11 protein-coding genes are annotated in these 14781 nt (G+C 71.3%); 1 reads left to right on the top strand and 10 read right to left on the bottom strand.

Features of this window, described 5'->3' with window-relative positions:
* Window positions 1–75: 75 nt before the first annotated feature.
* The 10 genes from IE272_RS24645 to IE272_RS24690 form a co-directional block, all read right to left on the bottom strand.
* Window positions 76–1419 (bottom strand): pectate lyase family protein, encoded by a 1344-nt coding sequence (locus tag IE272_RS24645; protein WP_190008010.1) that lies wholly within the window; start codon window positions 1417–1419, stop codon window positions 76–78.
* Window positions 1420–1726: 307 nt separating this feature from the next.
* Window positions 1727–3061, bottom strand: coding sequence for an ABC transporter substrate-binding protein (locus IE272_RS24650; protein WP_190008012.1), 1335 nt, complete (start codon window positions 3059–3061; stop codon window positions 1727–1729).
* Window positions 3058–4659: a glycoside hydrolase family 43 protein gene (locus IE272_RS24655; RefSeq protein ID WP_190008014.1), complete on the bottom strand. Its 1602-nt coding sequence runs from the start codon at window positions 4657–4659 to the stop codon at window positions 3058–3060. The genes IE272_RS24650 and IE272_RS24655 overlap by 4 nt, the downstream gene beginning before the upstream one ends.
* Window positions 4656–5513 carry a DUF6807 domain-containing protein gene (locus IE272_RS24660; RefSeq protein ID WP_050363117.1) on the bottom strand — a complete coding sequence of 286 codons (858 nt, stop codon included), beginning with the start codon at window positions 5511–5513 and terminating at the stop codon, window positions 4656–4658. The genes IE272_RS24655 and IE272_RS24660 overlap by 4 nt, the downstream gene beginning before the upstream one ends.
* Complete coding sequence (locus tag IE272_RS24665) at window positions 5510–6781, bottom strand: Gfo/Idh/MocA family protein (protein WP_229897590.1); 1272 nt, start codon at window positions 6779–6781, stop codon at window positions 5510–5512. The genes IE272_RS24660 and IE272_RS24665 overlap by 4 nt, the downstream gene beginning before the upstream one ends.
* Window positions 6778–7689: a carbohydrate ABC transporter permease gene (locus tag IE272_RS24670; RefSeq protein WP_050363118.1), complete on the bottom strand. Its 912-nt coding sequence runs from the start codon at window positions 7687–7689 to the stop codon at window positions 6778–6780. Before IE272_RS24670 ends, IE272_RS24665 begins: the two co-directional genes overlap by 4 nt.
* Window positions 7686–8618 (bottom strand): carbohydrate ABC transporter permease, encoded by a 933-nt coding sequence (locus IE272_RS24675; protein ID WP_032794627.1) that lies wholly within the window; start codon window positions 8616–8618, stop codon window positions 7686–7688. The genes IE272_RS24670 and IE272_RS24675 overlap by 4 nt, the downstream gene beginning before the upstream one ends.
* A gap of 180 nt (window positions 8619–8798) precedes the next feature.
* Entirely contained in the window at window positions 8799–10553 is a 1755-nt protein-coding gene (gene araD / locus IE272_RS24680) for an L-arabinonate dehydratase (RefSeq protein WP_190008017.1), read from the bottom strand.
* The gene (locus IE272_RS24685) at window positions 10550–11452 is read right to left on the bottom strand and encodes a dihydrodipicolinate synthase family protein (protein ID WP_057667912.1); all 903 of its coding nucleotides are present in this window, start codon (window positions 11450–11452) and stop codon (window positions 10550–10552) included. The genes araD and IE272_RS24685 overlap by 4 nt, the downstream gene beginning before the upstream one ends.
* 50 nt (window positions 11453–11502) lie before the next feature.
* Complete coding sequence (locus IE272_RS24690) at window positions 11503–12159, bottom strand: GntR family transcriptional regulator (RefSeq protein WP_050363121.1); 657 nt, start codon at window positions 12157–12159, stop codon at window positions 11503–11505.
* 302 nt (window positions 12160–12461) lie between these two features.
* Between IE272_RS24690 and IE272_RS24695 the strand changes: the two genes are divergently transcribed.
* The gene (locus IE272_RS24695) at window positions 12462–14777 is read left to right on the top strand and encodes an MMPL family transporter (protein WP_190008019.1); all 2316 of its coding nucleotides are present in this window, start codon (window positions 12462–12464) and stop codon (window positions 14775–14777) included.
* The last annotated feature ends 4 nt before the right edge of the window (window positions 14778–14781 follow it).

The raw sequence follows: 14781 nt of genomic DNA on the forward strand, positions 1-14781 counted from the left end.
CGAGGTCCGAAGGCGGTCACGCCCGGGACGACGAGGTCCGGGGCGGTCGCGTCCGGGCGTGCGAGGCCCGAGTGCTCAGCGTCCGGTCACCCCCGCCCTGCCCGCTCCCGCCTTGAGCGCCACGAGCCCCGGCACGACGAGCGGGTGATGGACCGTCGTCCGCAGACGGGGCGTCCAGCCCGCGCCCTCGGTGAGGTGCTCGCCCGGCACACCCGCGTTGTGCACGGCGACCAGGTCGGTCTTCCGCCCGTCGACGTAGTTGTTCTTCGCCGTGAGGGACGACTCCGACCACTTCTTCAGGATCGTCGCCCGGTCCACCTCCGGCGTGAGGGTGAACGCGTTGTGTTCGGCGACCAGTTGGGACTCCGCGCCGATGCCGTACGTGTAGCCGTAGGCGCTGCCCCTCGTCGCCACGAAGTGGTTGTTGTACGAGTCGACCTGGCCGAACCGCACGCGCGGGGCCCGCTCCTTGACGTTCTTGAAGAGGTTGTGGTGGAGCGTGACGCGGAGCTTGCCCCGGTCGGTGGCGCCGGCGCCGTCGCTGTTGCCGATGAGCATGGTCTTGTCGTGGTCCTTGAGGACGTTCCACGAGACGGTGACCAGGTCGGCGCCGCGCACGATGTCGAAGAGGCCGTCGTGCTGCTGGTACACCTGGCCGAAGTAGCGGGGCTGGTCCGCGTCGGGGCGGCCGCCGTCGCTGAACGTGTTGTGGTCGACCCAGACATGGCGGGACCCGTGCACGACGAGGTTGTCGTACTCGGAGTTCCAGGCGCCTTCGGCCCCGTCCGTGGGGTCCCACTGGGGGAAGCAGTCGTAGGTGTCCTCGAACGCGATGTTGCGAATGATCACATTGGAGACGTCTCTCACCTGGAGCGAGGCGCCGATGACCTTCGGGTTCTTCCCCACACCGACCAGAGTGGTGTTGGAGGGGACCTTGATGGTGACGGCGGCTGCCTGCAGCTTCGCGGAGGCGACGCGGGCCTCCTCCGGCGGACCCGAGGGGACCGCGTCCCGGCCCCAGACCTCGGGGTCGTAGGCGGCGAGGTACTTCTCCAGCGTGTAGCCGCCGGTGCGGTACTGCTCGCAACCGATCGGCGTGCCGTCGGCGTCGGAGTTGCCGTGCACGGTCCCGGAGATCCTGACGATCTTCGGCGCGTCGCCCGCCTCCGCGAAGGCGGCGATGAGTTCGGCCCGGTTGGTCACCGTGTAGACGTGCTCGGGGGTGGCGTTCGCGCCACCCGTGGTGGAGCCCTCGGCGGCGGCCCAGCCGTCTCCGGCGGGCAGCACGGCGCGCTCGACGCCCGGGCCGGGGTGGCGCGGGTGCGCGGTGGCCGGGGCCGGTGTGCCGAGGGCGAGGGCCAGGGAGGCGCAGCCCAGGGTCACGGAGATGGCGCGGGTGTGACGCTTGCGTGCGGGCATGGCGAATCCTTCTGTGTCGTCGGGAAGAGGAAGAACGGAGAAGCGGAGGGGCGAGCGCCCGGAAGTCGACCGGGGGGACGCCCTCCTCGGCCGTCGGGACGCGCATGGGCGCCGGGTACGCGCCGAGCGCGGGTCGGGCGGTGCCGTCGGCGGCGAACCGGCGGGGAACCGGCGGGGAACCGGCGGAGCCCGACCGGGGGACCGGTACCGCCCGCGCCCGCCGTGTGCGGGAGCGGACCGGCGGCGGAGCGCGACCCGGACCGCCGCCGGTCCCGTCATCGAGGGAGGGACAGAAGGGGTGGCCGGATCAGCCGTTGCCGATCTCCTTCCACTCCTTGTTGGCGGCGTTCAGCTCCTCGGCCATCTCGTCCAGGAAAGCCTTGGCCGTGATCTTGCCGAGCAGCAGCTTCTGGAACTCCGGCTCGTTGTCCGCCTTGCTGATGTTGTTCCAGTCCGGCAGGTAGTAGGGCAGGTCGACGATCTTCGTGGAGCCGTCGGTCAGGGTCTTCGCCGCCAGCGAGGTCGACTCGGTCTCGTTGATCCACGGGTCCTTCGCCGCTTCGGTGTTGGCCGGCATGGCGCCCGCCGACTCGTTCCACTTGCTGTTGGACGCGTGGGAGGCCGCGAACTCGATGAACTTCCACGCCGCGGTCTTGTTCTTGCTCGACCGGAAGAGGCCGAGGCCGTCGACGGGGTTGGAGACCTGTACCCGGGTGCCGCTGTCCCCGATGGGCGCGGGTATGCCCGCGAACTTGTCCTCGCCGAGGGCCTTGAGGTGGTCCTGGTAGGAGCCGAGGTTGTGGCTCAGCATGCCGATCGTGCCGGTGTCCCACTGGGCCACCATCTTCGTGAAGTCGTTGTTGACGTCGGCCGCGGGGGTGGTGCGCTTGAAGAGCCCGGCGTACTTCTCCAGAGCGGCGACGTTCTTCGGGTCGTTGAGCGTCGTCCTGTCGCCGTCCCAGAACTCGGTGATGCCGGACTGTCCGTAGACGGCGTCCAGCGCCTGCGCGATGGAGCCGGCGCCGCCGCGGATCGTGTAGCCGAACTTGTTGTTCTCGGCGGTGGTCAGCTTCTCGGCCGCCGTGTAGAAATTCGCCCAGGTGTCGGGAGCCTTCAGACCGGCCTGCTCGAACAGGTCGGTGCGGTACCAGAGCACGCCGTTGTTCGCGGAGGTCGGCACGGAGTAGACGTCGTCGCCCCGGCCGGCCGCCGCGCGGACGCTCTCGACCATGGACTCGACCAGCTTCCCCCGCAGCGCGGACTTCTCCAGCCGGTCGTTGACCGGCTCCAGGGCTTCCTGGGAGACCATGTTGGCCAGGTAGGCCGTGCCGACGCCGCCGACGTCGGGCAGCCCGCCGCCCGCGATGGCGGTGTCGTACTTGGACTGGACGTCGGCGATCGGGATCGGGACGTACTTGACCTTGATGTCCGGGTTCTGCTTCTCGAAGTCCTTGATGATCTCGGTCCAGACGGCGGTGCGCGGACCGCCGTTGTTGTCCCAGAAGGTGATCTCGCCCTTTCCGCTGCCCTCCGTGCCGGAGCCGCTGCCGTCGTCGCCGCACGCGGTCGCCGTCAGCGCGAGCACCGCCGCGATGGAGACCGCGGCCGTGGCACGTCCCCGCTGTGTCTTCGAAATGGTCATCGTCGGCTCTTCTCTGTCTGGTGATGCGGGTGTGATGGGTCGTGACGTGTGCACTTCTGCGGGGGGTTGGGGCCGGTGACGCGGAAAGCGGTGAAGCGGGCCGTTCCGGCGGGTCCCGTCCCGGCCGGTGCGGTGGCGAAGAGGCCCAGGAGGGCTCCGACCCAGCGCCAGGGGGTGGCGGCGAAGACCTGGCCCGAGGGCCGGAACCCGTCGCCGGTGTCGGCGAAGAAGCGGCAGCGGGCCCCCGCCGTGACCTCGACGCGCAGCCCGGCCCGTCCGGCGGGGGACGCGCGGGAGCCGGCCGCGTCCCGTTCGTGTGCGGCGACGCCCTCGGCGAAGCGGTGGACGAGCCGCGGTGTGCCGTCCGCGGCGACCGCGAGGCCGATCCAGCTGAAGGCGTCGCCCACCACGGCGAGCCCGGCCTTGGCGCCCGGTTCGCCGCTGTCCAGCGCGAGGTCCACGTCGACGGTGAACTCCTGGGCGGGCAGCCGCTGGACCAGGATGTTGGGCAGCAGCCGCAGGTCGTGCTCGTACGCGGTCCGTACGCAGGTGAGCCGCAGCCCGTTCCCGTCGTGCCGGGTGGTCCAGCCGGGTCGCGGGTTGGCCGTCCACTGCCACTGTGTGCCGGGCCGGCCGCCGGGGAAGTCGTCGTCGACGGCGGGTGCCGCCACCGGCTGGGCGGGGGTGACGGGTTTGGTGTGCCGGGGGACGGGTTCGCCCCCGTCGCCGATGACGGGCCAGCCCTCGGTGTCCCAGCGCATCGGCTGGAGGTGGACGACCCGCCCGTACGCTCCCCGGGCCTGGAAGTGGAGGAACCAGTCCTCGCCCTCGGAGGTGTGCACCCAGCCGCCCTGATGGGGGCCGTTGACGTCGGTGCGGCCCTGGGCGAGGACGACGCGTTCCTCGTACGGGCCGAGGAAGTCCCGGGAACGGAAGGCGCCCTGCCAGCCGGTCTCCACGCCGCCGGCCGGCGCGAGGATCCAGAAGTAGCCGTCGCGCCGGTAGAGCTTGGGGCCTTCGAGGGTGAACCAGCCCGGTATCCGGTCCGCGTCCACCAACGTCGCTCCGTCGTCGAGGAGGCCGCGGCCGTCGGGGCTCATCCGGTGGCCGGTGAGCCGGTTCTTCACGCCGGAGCGGGACTTGGCCCACGCGTGGACGAGATAGGCCTCGCCGGTCTCCTCGTCCCAGAGCGGACAGGCGTCGATGAGCCCCTTGCCCGCCTTGAGCAGATGCGGGGCGCTCCAAGGTCCCTCGACGCGGTCCGCGTTGATCTGCTGGATACCGTGGTCGGGGTCGCCCCAGAAGATCCAGAAGCGTCCGCCGTGGTGGCGGAGCGAAGGCGCCCAGACCCCGCGGTCGTGGCGGGGAGCGGCGAAGTCGTCAGCGGGTTCGAGACGGTCCAGCGCATGTCCGACGGCGGTCCAGTTGACCAGGTCGCGGGAGTGCAGGAGCGGCAGCCCGGGGGAGCGGCCGAAGCTGGACGCGGTGAGGTAGTAGTCGTCACCGACGCGGATGACGTCGGGGTCGGACCAGTCGGCGTTCAGGACGGGATTGCGGTACGTCCCGTCACCGAGGTCGGAGGTCCAGGGCCGGCTCACCGGGGGGCCACCGCCTCGCGCGCGTACCGGGCGGCGGTCTCCCGGTCCGTCCTGCCGTCGACGACGACGGTGATGATGCGGCGCACGACCGAGGCTCCGGCGGCTACGGGCAGCCGCTCGTGCGCCGCGAGGCTGGAGCCGACGCCCGGGTACTCGGAGGTCCTCACGAACCACGGGTCGCGCCGGGTCTCCTCGGTCGCCCCCACGAAGACGAGCGTCCAGCCGTCCCCGGCGAGCGCCAGCCAGTCTGCGGTGCGGCCGTGGACCTCGCCCTCGCCCTCGTGCGTGGCGCTGAAAACGGTGGGCGGTGCGGCCTCCTTGGGGGCCCGCCAGAAGAAGCCGCCGTACCCGGCTCCCGGGCGGCCGTTGGTCGCGGGGCTGCCGATGGAGAGGTCCGTGTCCCCGGCGTTGGAGAGCACGAAGGAGAAGTCCAGCTCCCAGGTGGTGCCGGAGGTCCGGGTGGCCGACAGGGTGCGGTGCTCGCGCAGGAGCTCGACGCCGGCGGCTTCCCAGCCGAGCTCCTGGGTGAAGCCGTTCGGGCTGCGGTGCGGCCGGGCCAGGTGGCGCTGGACGCCGTGGTTGTCGAGTGCGGTGGGCCCCCGGCCCCGTACGAAGGTGCGCCCGCCCCAGAAGTTGTACCCGGCCACATCGGGGACGGCGACGGAGACGCCCAGGTGGTGGAGGTGGTCGGCCGGGCGCTCCTCGGTGACGGTGATCCCGCCGAGGGTGGTGACGGGGTGGAGACGGGGTCGGCTCTCAGCCCCCGCCGCGTACCCGTAGTGGGCGACGGTGACGGCGCCGCAGTCAAGGGTGGCCGGGAGGTCGGGGAACGGGTCCGTGGCGTACTGCGTCATGAGGCGGCCGCCTCGCCCACCCGGGCCCAGGGGGCGCCCAGTTCGGAGAAGAGGCCGAGGGACTCGGCCCCGGCGGCGACCAGGGAGTCGATGCCCGGCACGACCCGCCGCGCCCCGCCGTCCGGCCCGTCGTGCCGGGTCTCCCAGGCACGGTCGGGCAGCGGGGCGGGCTCCGGGGCGTTGCGTACGGCCTCGACGACGCGCATGAACGCCCCCGTGGACGCGGGCGGCACCAGCAGCGGTGTGCCGTGCTCCAGGTGGTCGAGGAGGTTCTCCAGGAGATCGGTCCGCCCGTGGACGGTCTCCTCGGGGCCCCGTCCGGCGCGCTGCACGAGGACGCGGTCCTGCTTGTACCAGAAGGTGATCCGGCCCTTCTCGCCGTGCACGATGACGTACGGCTCCCCGGGGCGTTCGGCGCACAGGGTGACGGCGACGGTGACGCGCGGCCCGGCGGCGGTGGTGATGCGGACGCTGCTGGTGTCGTCCGCCTCGATGGCGTGCGCCCGGAACAGCTCCGTCTCGATGGAGACGACCTCCTCGGCCCGGCCCCGGCAGGCCAGTTCGAGCGCGGTGGCCACGGCGTGCGCCAGGGGATTGGTGAGGACGCCGTCGACCACGTCGGTGGTGCCGATCCTGCGCCGCCCGGCCCAGGGCGCCCGCCGGAAGTAGGCGTCGTCGCGGACCCACGCGCCGGCGGCCCCGAAGCCGGTGACGTTCCCGATGGCTCCGGAGGTCATCAGCTCGCGGATGGCGGGCAGGGCGTGCGACCCGAAGGACTGGAACCCCACCTGGCAGGCGATGCCCGCTCGTTCGACGCCTTCGGCCATCCGCGCGTAGTCGGCCCAGCCGGCGGCGGGCGGCTTCTCCAGCAGCAGGTGGACGCCCCGGGCGGCGGCGGCGAGGGCCAGCTCGGTGTGTGTCTGGATGGGGGTGCAGATGATGGTCGTCCGTGCCCCGGTGAGGTCCAGGAGCGCCCCGAAGTCGGCGGACTGCTCGGGCGACTCGCCGGGTCCGAAGCCGGAAGCGGCGAGTTCACCGGCGGTCAGCGGCTCCAGCTCGCAGATCCCGGCGAGCCTGACCCGGCCCTGGTGCTGGAGCCGGCGCACATTGGCGAGGTGCCACCGGCCGTGCCCCCGGGCGCCCGCCAGGACGACGGGCACGGGCAAGGGCACGGGGACCGGCGGGACGACGGGCAAGGGCACGGGGGCGGCCGGTGGGACGAGCACGGGGGCGGCCGGGTTCGCGGCGGGGACGGTCACGTTCCTCATCCCTTCACCGCGCCGGCGCTGAAGCCCGTGATGAGCCACTTCTGGATGAAGGCGAAGACGATCACCACGGGTACGGCCGCGATGACGCCGCCCGCCGCGAGAGCGCCCAGGTCGACGCTGTCCGCGCCGATCAGCGTGTTGAGACCGACCGGGATCGTCTGCTTGTCCTGCTCGCTCAGGAACATCAGGGCGAAGAGGAAGTGGTTCCAGCTGTGCACGAACGCGAAGGAGCCGACGGCGATCAGCCCGGGACGCAGGAGCGGCAGGACGACGGTGCGGAAGGCGGTGAAGCGCGAGCAGCCGTCGACCCAGGCAGCCTCCTCCAGGGAGACGGGGACGTTCTTGATGAAGCCGCTGATCAGGATGATCGACAGCGGAAGCTGGAACACCGTCTCCGCGATGACGACGCTCCCCAGCGAATTGATCATCTGGAGGTTCCGGAAGATCTCGAAGAGCGGTACGAGCATCAGGGCGCCCGGGATGAACTGCGAGCAGAGCAGCGCGAGCATGAACGCGCCCTTGATCCTGAAGTCGAACCGGGCCAGGGCGTAGCCGCCGGCCAGGGCGACCAGGGTCGTGGCGACGAGCGTCGCGACGCCGACGATCATGCTGTTCTGGAAGAAGACGGCGAAGCTCCGCTCGTTCCAGACCTTGGAGAAGTGCGCTCCGGTCATCGGCCAGGGCACCAGCGATGTGGAACCGGCGGGCCGTACGGCGAAGAGCAGCATCCAGTAGAACGGGATGAGCGTGAAGAGCAGGTAGAGGCCGAGCGGCAGGTAGATCTGCCAGCGCGGCACGTCGTCGAAGGCGCGCTCCCGCCCGGGGCGGCGGCGCGGCGAGGACGGCGGGGAGCCGTGAGCGGGGGACCGCCGAGCGGTTCCGTTCTTCTCGGTGAGCAGGGCGGTCACGTGCGGTCGCCTCCGAACTTGCTCAGACGCAGATAGACGATCGAACAGAAGAGGAGGATCACGAAGGCGACGGTCGTGAGCGCGGAGGCGTAACCGAAGTCGTGGCCCTCGATACCGGTGTTGGCCACGTAGAGCGGCAGGGTGGTGGTCTCACCGGCCGGGCCGCCGCCGGTCAGGGTGTAGAGCAGGTCGACGTTGTTGAACTCCCAGACCCCGCGCAGCAGGGTGGCCAGGATGATCGCGTCCCGCAGGTGGGGCAGGGTGATGTGGAAGAACTGCCGCAGCCGGCCCGCGCCGTCGACCGACGCCGCCTCGTACAACTCCTTCGAGACGGACTGGAGGTCGGCGAGGATGAGGATCGCGAAGAAGGGGACTCCGCGCCAGAGTTCGGTGACGGTGGCCGCCCAGAAGACGGTTCCGGTGTCCGAGAGCACCGATGTGCCGTACTCGCCGATCCCGGCGTCCGCGAGGTAGCGGCTGAAGCCGGTCGAGGAGTTGTAGAGCAGGATCCAGATCGTGCTGGTCAGCACACCGGAGACGGCCCAGGGCGAGAACACCATGGCCCGGGAGATCCCGCGCCCGATGAAGGTCTGGTTGACGATCAGGGCGAGTGCCAGGCCGAGGAGGAGTTGGAGCGTGACCTGGGTGACGACCCACTGGGCGCTGAACCCGAGCGTCGGCCAGAACTGGTCGTCCTCGGTGAAGACGCGCCGGAAGTTGTCGAGCCCGGCGAAGCCGTTCCGCCACGGCTTGGTGACGTTGTAGTTCTGCAGGCTGTAGTAGAAGACGCTGAGCACCGGGTAGGCGATGAAGCCCAGCATCAGCAGGCCCGCGGGCGCGATCAGCAGATACGGCAGGCGGCGGGGGCTCGCCCGGCGGCGCCGGGACTCTTTGGGCGGCGGTGTGGCCACGGCTGCGGTTGGGGCCATGACGCGTCTCCGATCTCTGGGAGGTGCTGGATGCGCTGGACGATCGGGCCTTCCGGCCACTGATGGTGAAAGCGCTTGCTGCGTAGAGCTGGAGCGGCCCGGGGAGCGGGGTGCAGAGGGAGGTCCCCCGGCTCCGCCCGGGTACGGTCACGGGACCCGCGTACGGTCACGGGTCCCGGTTCATCCCGCGTACGGGTCGGGCACTTCTCCCTGCCGGGCCAGGAACGCGAAGTCGCATCCGGTGTCGGCCTGGGTGATCTGGTCCTGGTACAGCGCCCCGTAGCCCCGTCCGTAGCGGGCGGGCGGCGGCGACCAGGCGGCCCTGCGCCGCTGGAGTTCCTCGTCGTCGACGTCGAGCCGCAGGAGCCGGGCCTCGACGTCCAGGGTGATCAGATCGCCGGTGCGGACCAGGGCGAGCGGCCCGCCGACGAAGGACTCGGGTGCGATGTGCAGGACGCACGCCCCGTAACTGGTGCCGCTCATCCGCGCGTCGGAGATCCGCACCATGTCCCGCACGCCTTGCTTCAGCAGGTAGTCCGGGATCGGCAGCATGCCGTACTCGGGCATGCCGGGGCCGCCCTGGGGCCCGGCGTTGCGCAGCACGAGCACATGGTCCGGGGTGAGGGCGAGAGCCGGGTCGTTGATCGTGCGCTGGAGCTCCCGGTAGTCGTCGAAGACGACGGCGGGCCCGGTGTGGCGCAGCAGGCGCGGCTCGGCGGCGATGTGCTTGATGACGGCCCCGTCGGGGCAGAGGTTGCCCCGCAGCACCGCCACCCCGCCTTCCCCGGCCAGCGGGTCGGAGCGCTCGCGGATGACGTCGCTGTTGTGGACGGGGGCCCCGTCGAGCTGTTCGCGCAGGGTGTCGTGCGCGACCGTGGGCCGGTCCAGGTGCAGTACGTCGGTGAGCCGCCCCAGGAAACCGGGCAGACCGCCGGCGAAGTGGAAGTCCTCCATCAGGTACCGCCCGCCGGGACGGAGGTCGGCGAGGACGGGCACCGTACGGGCGATCCGGTCGAAGTCGTCCAGGGTGAGCTTCACCCCGGAACGGCCGGCCATGGCGATCAGATGGATCACGGCGTTGGTGGAGCCGCCGAGCGCGAGAACCGTGGCGACGGCGTCCTCGTACGCCTCCGGCGTCAGGATCTGTGACAACGTCACCTGCCGCATGACCAGGTCGACGATCCGCAGCCCCGAAGCCGCGGCCATCCGCTCGTGCCCCGAGTCGACGGCCGGTATGGACGAGGCGCCCGGCAGGGTGACCCCCAGCACCTCGGCGACGGCCGTCAGGGTGGAGGCGGTGCCCATCGTCATGCAGTGACCGGGGGAGCGGGCCAGACCGTTCTCCAGCTCGGCCATCTCGCAGTCGCCGATGATCCCGGCCCGCCGCTCGTCCCAGTACCTCCACATGTCCGTGCCGGAGCCGAGGACCTCGTTGCGCCAGTGCCCGGGCAGCATCGGCCCGGCGGGCACGAAGACGGTGGGCAGGTCCACGGAGGCGGCGCCCATCAGCAGCGCGGGCGTCGACTTGTCGCAGCCGCCGAGCAGTACGGCCCCGTCGACCGGATAGGAGCGCAGCAGCTCCTCGGTCTCCATCGCCAGCAGGTTGCGGTAGAGCATCGGGGTCGGCTTCTGGAAGGTCTCCGACAGGGTGGAGACCGGGAACTCCAGCGGGAACCCGCCCGCCTGCCAGACCCCCCGCTTGACCGCCTGCGCCCGGTCGCGCAGATGGGTGTGGCAGGGGTTGATGTCGGACCAGGTGTTGAGCACCGCGACGACCGGCTTGCCGAGGTGCTCCTCGGGGAGGTAGCCGAGCTGACGGGTGCGGGCCCGGTGGCTGAAGGACCGCAGTCCGTCCGTGCCGAACCACCGGTGGCTGCGCAGCTCCTCGGGCGCGATACGGCCGGTTCCCGGGCCCCGGGTGGACGCGTCGGTCACAGGGACCACTCGGATATCAGCCCGGCGACCTCGGCCCGCCGGGCCTCGGGCAGCACCCGGCTCGGAGCGCGCACATCGCGGCGGCAGAGCCCCAGCGCGGACAGGGCCTCCTTCACGACGGTGACGTTGTCGGCGGACTGCTCCTCGGCGCGGAGCTCCTCGAAGCGGCGGATGCGCTCCCAGACCTTCATCGCCGCCACGTAGTCCCCGGCGCGCAGCGCCTCCAGCATGTCGAGGGAGACGCCCGGGGCGACGTTGACGAGACCGGAGGTGAATCCGGTGGCGCCGGTGGCGAAGTAGGAGGGGGCGTACAGCTCCGCGAGGCCGGCGATCCAGACGAACCGCTCCAGACCGGCGTCCCGGGCGAAGGCGGCGAAGCGGGCCGCGTCGGGGACCGCGTACTTCACGCCGACGACGTTGGGGCAGGCGTCGGCGAGTTCGGCGAGCCGCTCGCCGGCGAGCCGGGGGCTGCGGATGTAGGGGACGACACCGAGCTGCGGCACGGCCTCGGCGATCGACCGGTGGTAGTCGACCCACCCTTCCTGCGCGATGTACGGGTGTACCGGCTGGTGCACCATCACCATCGCCGCGCCGGCCTCGGCGGCGTGCTCGGCGGCGGCCACCGCGGTCGGCACGTCGTGACCGACGCCCACCAGAACGGTGGCTCGTCCCGCGGCCTCCTCGACGGTCAGCTCGGTGACGAGACGCCGCTCGTCGGGGGTGAGGGCGTAGAACTCCCCGGTGTTGCCGTTCGGGGTGACGGTGCGGACGCCGCCGTCGAGCAGCCTGCGCATCAAGGCGCGGTGGGTCGCGGTGTCGATGGCTCCGTCCTCGGCGAACGGCGTCACCGGGATCGCCACAACGTCTGCGAGTGCCGCCTTGAGCGGAGAGTGGTCCATGCGGACTGGCCTTTCGTCGAGGTGCTGCTGGAGCGTGTCCAGCGGGCGGTTCACGCGGCGTCACCCCCGTCTTCGTCGTCGGGGAAGGCGCGGCGTACGAACGACGCGATGTGGTGGTGCAGGGCCCCGGCCGCGGCCTCCGCGTCATCGGCGAGGGCGAGCCGCAGGATCTCGCGGTGCTCGGCCGCCTCGCGCTCCCAGGACGGGACGGCCGACCAGGCCACGGTCGACACGAGCGCCGCCTGGTCACGGACCTCGTCGAGCATCCGGGAGAGCAGCGGGTTGCCGCACGGCAGGTACAGGGCGCGGTGGAAGTCCCGGTTGGCCAGCGACCTGTCGGCGGTGTCGGCCGCCGAGTCGGCCCGCTCCAGGGCCTCTTGGGCCGCCTCGAGCGAGGCGCCCCGGGTGATGGAGCGGCGCAGCGCCTCCGGTTCCAGCAGGAGGCGGACGTCGTACACCTCCCTGGCCATGGTCGCGTCGACGAGCCGTACGGTGACGCCCTTGTACTGGCTCATCACCACGAGTCCCGTGCCCGCGAGCGTCTTGAGCGCCTCGCGGACGGGAGTCTTCGACACCCCGAACTGCGCGGCGAGTTCGGTCTCCACCAGCGCCTGTCCCGGTCTCAACCGCGCGGTGAGGATGGCGTGCTTGATGGCCTCCAGCACGTACTGGGTCCGGGACGGGATCGGGGCAGGGGCGAAGGTCATGGGTGACGGGCTCTCACATCTCGCGTATCGCGTCTCATATATGACGTACGAAGTACGACGCGATGAAGTTAGAGCCGTACGGAATGTTTCGTCAACGCTTCCGACCGAAGAACTTCTGCGACCGGCAGGGCACTTGACGGCCGCGGTGCACGTGCCGTCCCTCGGGAGGAGCCCCGCGGGACCGTGGCCCGGCCCGCCACCGCCCGGACAGAACCCACCCATCTTGTCCACCGGTCGGTGGACAACAGGTTCAGTCGGCAGGACGTGTCGGGCGCCGCACCCCTGCGGCCAGGATTCCCGGCATGAGACATCTACCTGTACGTATGGCCCGATGGAGCGCCCGGCACGCCGGGCGGGCGATCGCCGGCTGGTTCGCGTTCGTCGTCCTGTGCCTTGTGGCCGGCATCGCGCTGGGCACCAACGAGGCCACCACCAAGGACTTCTGGGTCGGCGAGGCGGGACGCGCCGAGGCGACCGCGACCGAGGGCGGTCTGGAGCGTTCCCCCACCGAGCGGATCATGATCCGGGCCAGGTCGGGAGAGCTGGACATGGCGGCGGCCGGTGCGGCGGCCCAGGACGTGACCGAGCGGATGCGGGACCTGCCGGAGGTGGAGAGCGTGGCCGCTCCCGTCCGCTCGAAGGACGGCGAGGTCCTGTTGGTCTCGGTGGTCCTGAACGGACCGGAGCTGAAGGGGAAGAAGAACGTCGTACCGCTCCTGGAGCAGACGGCGGCGGTGGGCGCGGACCACCCGCACCTGGTGGTGGAGGAGACCGGATCCCCTGCCATCAGCAAGGGTGTCAACGACCAGCGCGACGAGGATCTCGCGCTCTCCGAACGCATCAGCCTGCCCGTCACCGTCGTCACCCTGCTGATCGTGTTCGGGTCGGTGATCATGGCGGGTGTGCCGCTGCTGCTGGCACTCTCCTCGATCGCCGCGGCGATCGGACTGTCCATGGTCGCTTCGCACGTCATGCCCGACGCGGGAGTCGGGACGAACCTCATCCTGCTCATCGGTCTGGCGGTGGGCGTCGACTACACGCTCTTCTACCTGAAGCGCGAGCGGGAGGAACGGGCGCGCGCGGGCGGGCGGCTCGGCCCGGAGGCCCTCGTCGAGCTGGCGGCGGCGACGGCGGGCCGGGCCATCGTGATCTCGGGTCTCGCCGTGATCGTCTCCACGGCCACCCTGTATCTGGCCACGGACGTCATCTTCTCCTCCCTGGCGACCGGGACCATCCTCGTCGTGGCCGTCGCCGTGGCCAGCTCGCTCACCGTGCTGCCCGCGCTGCTGGTCGTCATCGGCCGCCGCGCCGACCGCCTCGCTCCCCGCAGGGCCGCCCGCCGGGCCCGGCGCGGCAAGCCGGCGCGGGGCGGGAAGCCGGAGACGGGGCGGATGTTCGGTGCTCTGCTGCGCCCGGCCCGGACCCGCCCCGCCCTCACCCTGTGCCTGTCGGTCCTCGTGATGCTCGGGCTGACCGTGCCCGCGCTCGGCCTGAAACTGATCGACCCGGGCAAGGACACCTTCTCCCGCGACATCCCGGCTATGCGGGTGTACGACCGGCTGACCGAGAGCTTCCCCGAACTCTTCGTCACCCACGAGGTCGTCACCCGCTCCACGCCGGAGCAGGCGGCACAGGTGAAGCGGGCCCTGGAGGATCTCGGCCGACGGGCCCAGGCGGACCCCCTGTTCGCGCGAGCCCCGAAGGAGGCGGAGAGCACGAAGGACGCGCAGGACGCGACGAGCCCGGAGAACCCCACGAACCCGAAGGGCCCGCAGAGCCCCACGAACCCGAGGACCCCGGCGATATCCGAGCCGACGGTCCGCACGTCGGCCGACGGCCGGATCAGCGTGCTGGAACTCTCGGTCCCCCATCCCGCGCCCTCCGCCGAGGCGATCGAGTCGCTCACCCGCCTCCGCCAGGACCACATCCCTGCGACCGTCGGCCGACTGTCCGGCGTGGAGACGGCGGTGAGCGGCGACGTCGCCCGGGGTCGCGACTACGTGAGCCACGAGAGCGACAAGCTGCCGCTGGTCCTCGGCTTCCTGCTGCTGATGACCTTCCTGATGACCGTGTGGGCGTTCCGCTCGGTGGTGCTCGGAGCGATCGGCGTCGTACTGAACCTGCTGTCCGCCGGCGCCTCGCTCGGCCTGCTGGTCCTGGTCTTCCAGGGGACGTGGGCGGAGGGACTGCTGGCCTTCGACTCCCTCGGGGCGATCGCGTCCAGGGTTCCGTTGTTCCTCGTGGTGATCCTCTTCGGCCTGTCGATGGACTACCAGGTGTTCGTGGTCAGCCGGATCCAGGAGGCCAGGCAGAACGGCATGTCCGCCCGTGAGGCGGTGCTGGAGGGCATCAACCGGTCGGCCAAGGTGGTGACCAGCGCGGCGATCGTGATGGTGACGGTGTTCGGTGCGTTCGTGGCCCTGCACCTCACCGAGATGAAGCAGATGGGATTCTGCCTGGCCGTGGCCGTCCTCCTGGACGCCGTGGTCATCCGGCTCATGGTCCTGCCGTCGGTCCTGTTGCTCCTCGGTGAGCGTGCCTGGTGGCCGGCCCGGCGCCCCGGCCGGACCGTGCGGGCCCAGGAACCCGCCGCCGGGTCGCCGGCGGAAGTAGGCTGACGCG

Source organism: Streptomyces anulatus, from assembly GCF_014650675.1.
Taxonomy (GTDB): domain Bacteria; phylum Actinomycetota; class Actinomycetes; order Streptomycetales; family Streptomycetaceae; genus Streptomyces; species Streptomyces anulatus.

What these genes read in the sequence shown, in the direction of transcription:
- IE272_RS24645 (WP_190008010.1), bottom strand. Translation starts at nt 1,419, where the DNA reads ATGCCCGCACGCAAGCGTCACACCCGCGCCATCTCCGTGACCCTGGGC.
- IE272_RS24650 (WP_190008012.1), bottom strand. Translation starts at nt 3,061, where the DNA reads ATGACCATTTCGAAGACACAGCGGGGACGTGCCACGGCCGCGGTCTCC.
- IE272_RS24660 (WP_050363117.1), bottom strand. Translation starts at nt 5,513, where the DNA reads ATGACGCAGTACGCCACGGACCCGTTCCCCGACCTCCCGGCCACCCTT.
- IE272_RS24665 (WP_229897590.1), bottom strand. Translation starts at nt 6,781, where the DNA reads ATGAGGAACGTGACCGTCCCCGCCGCGAACCCGGCCGCCCCCGTGCTC.
- IE272_RS24675 (WP_032794627.1), bottom strand. Translation starts at nt 8,618, where the DNA reads ATGGCCCCAACCGCAGCCGTGGCCACACCGCCGCCCAAAGAGTCCCGG.
- IE272_RS24685 (WP_057667912.1), bottom strand. Translation starts at nt 11,452, where the DNA reads ATGGACCACTCTCCGCTCAAGGCGGCACTCGCAGACGTTGTGGCGATC.
- IE272_RS24690 (WP_050363121.1), bottom strand. Translation starts at nt 12,159, where the DNA reads ATGACCTTCGCCCCTGCCCCGATCCCGTCCCGGACCCAGTACGTGCTG.
- IE272_RS24695 (WP_190008019.1), top strand. Translation starts at nt 12,462, where the DNA reads ATGAGACATCTACCTGTACGTATGGCCCGATGGAGCGCCCGGCACGCC.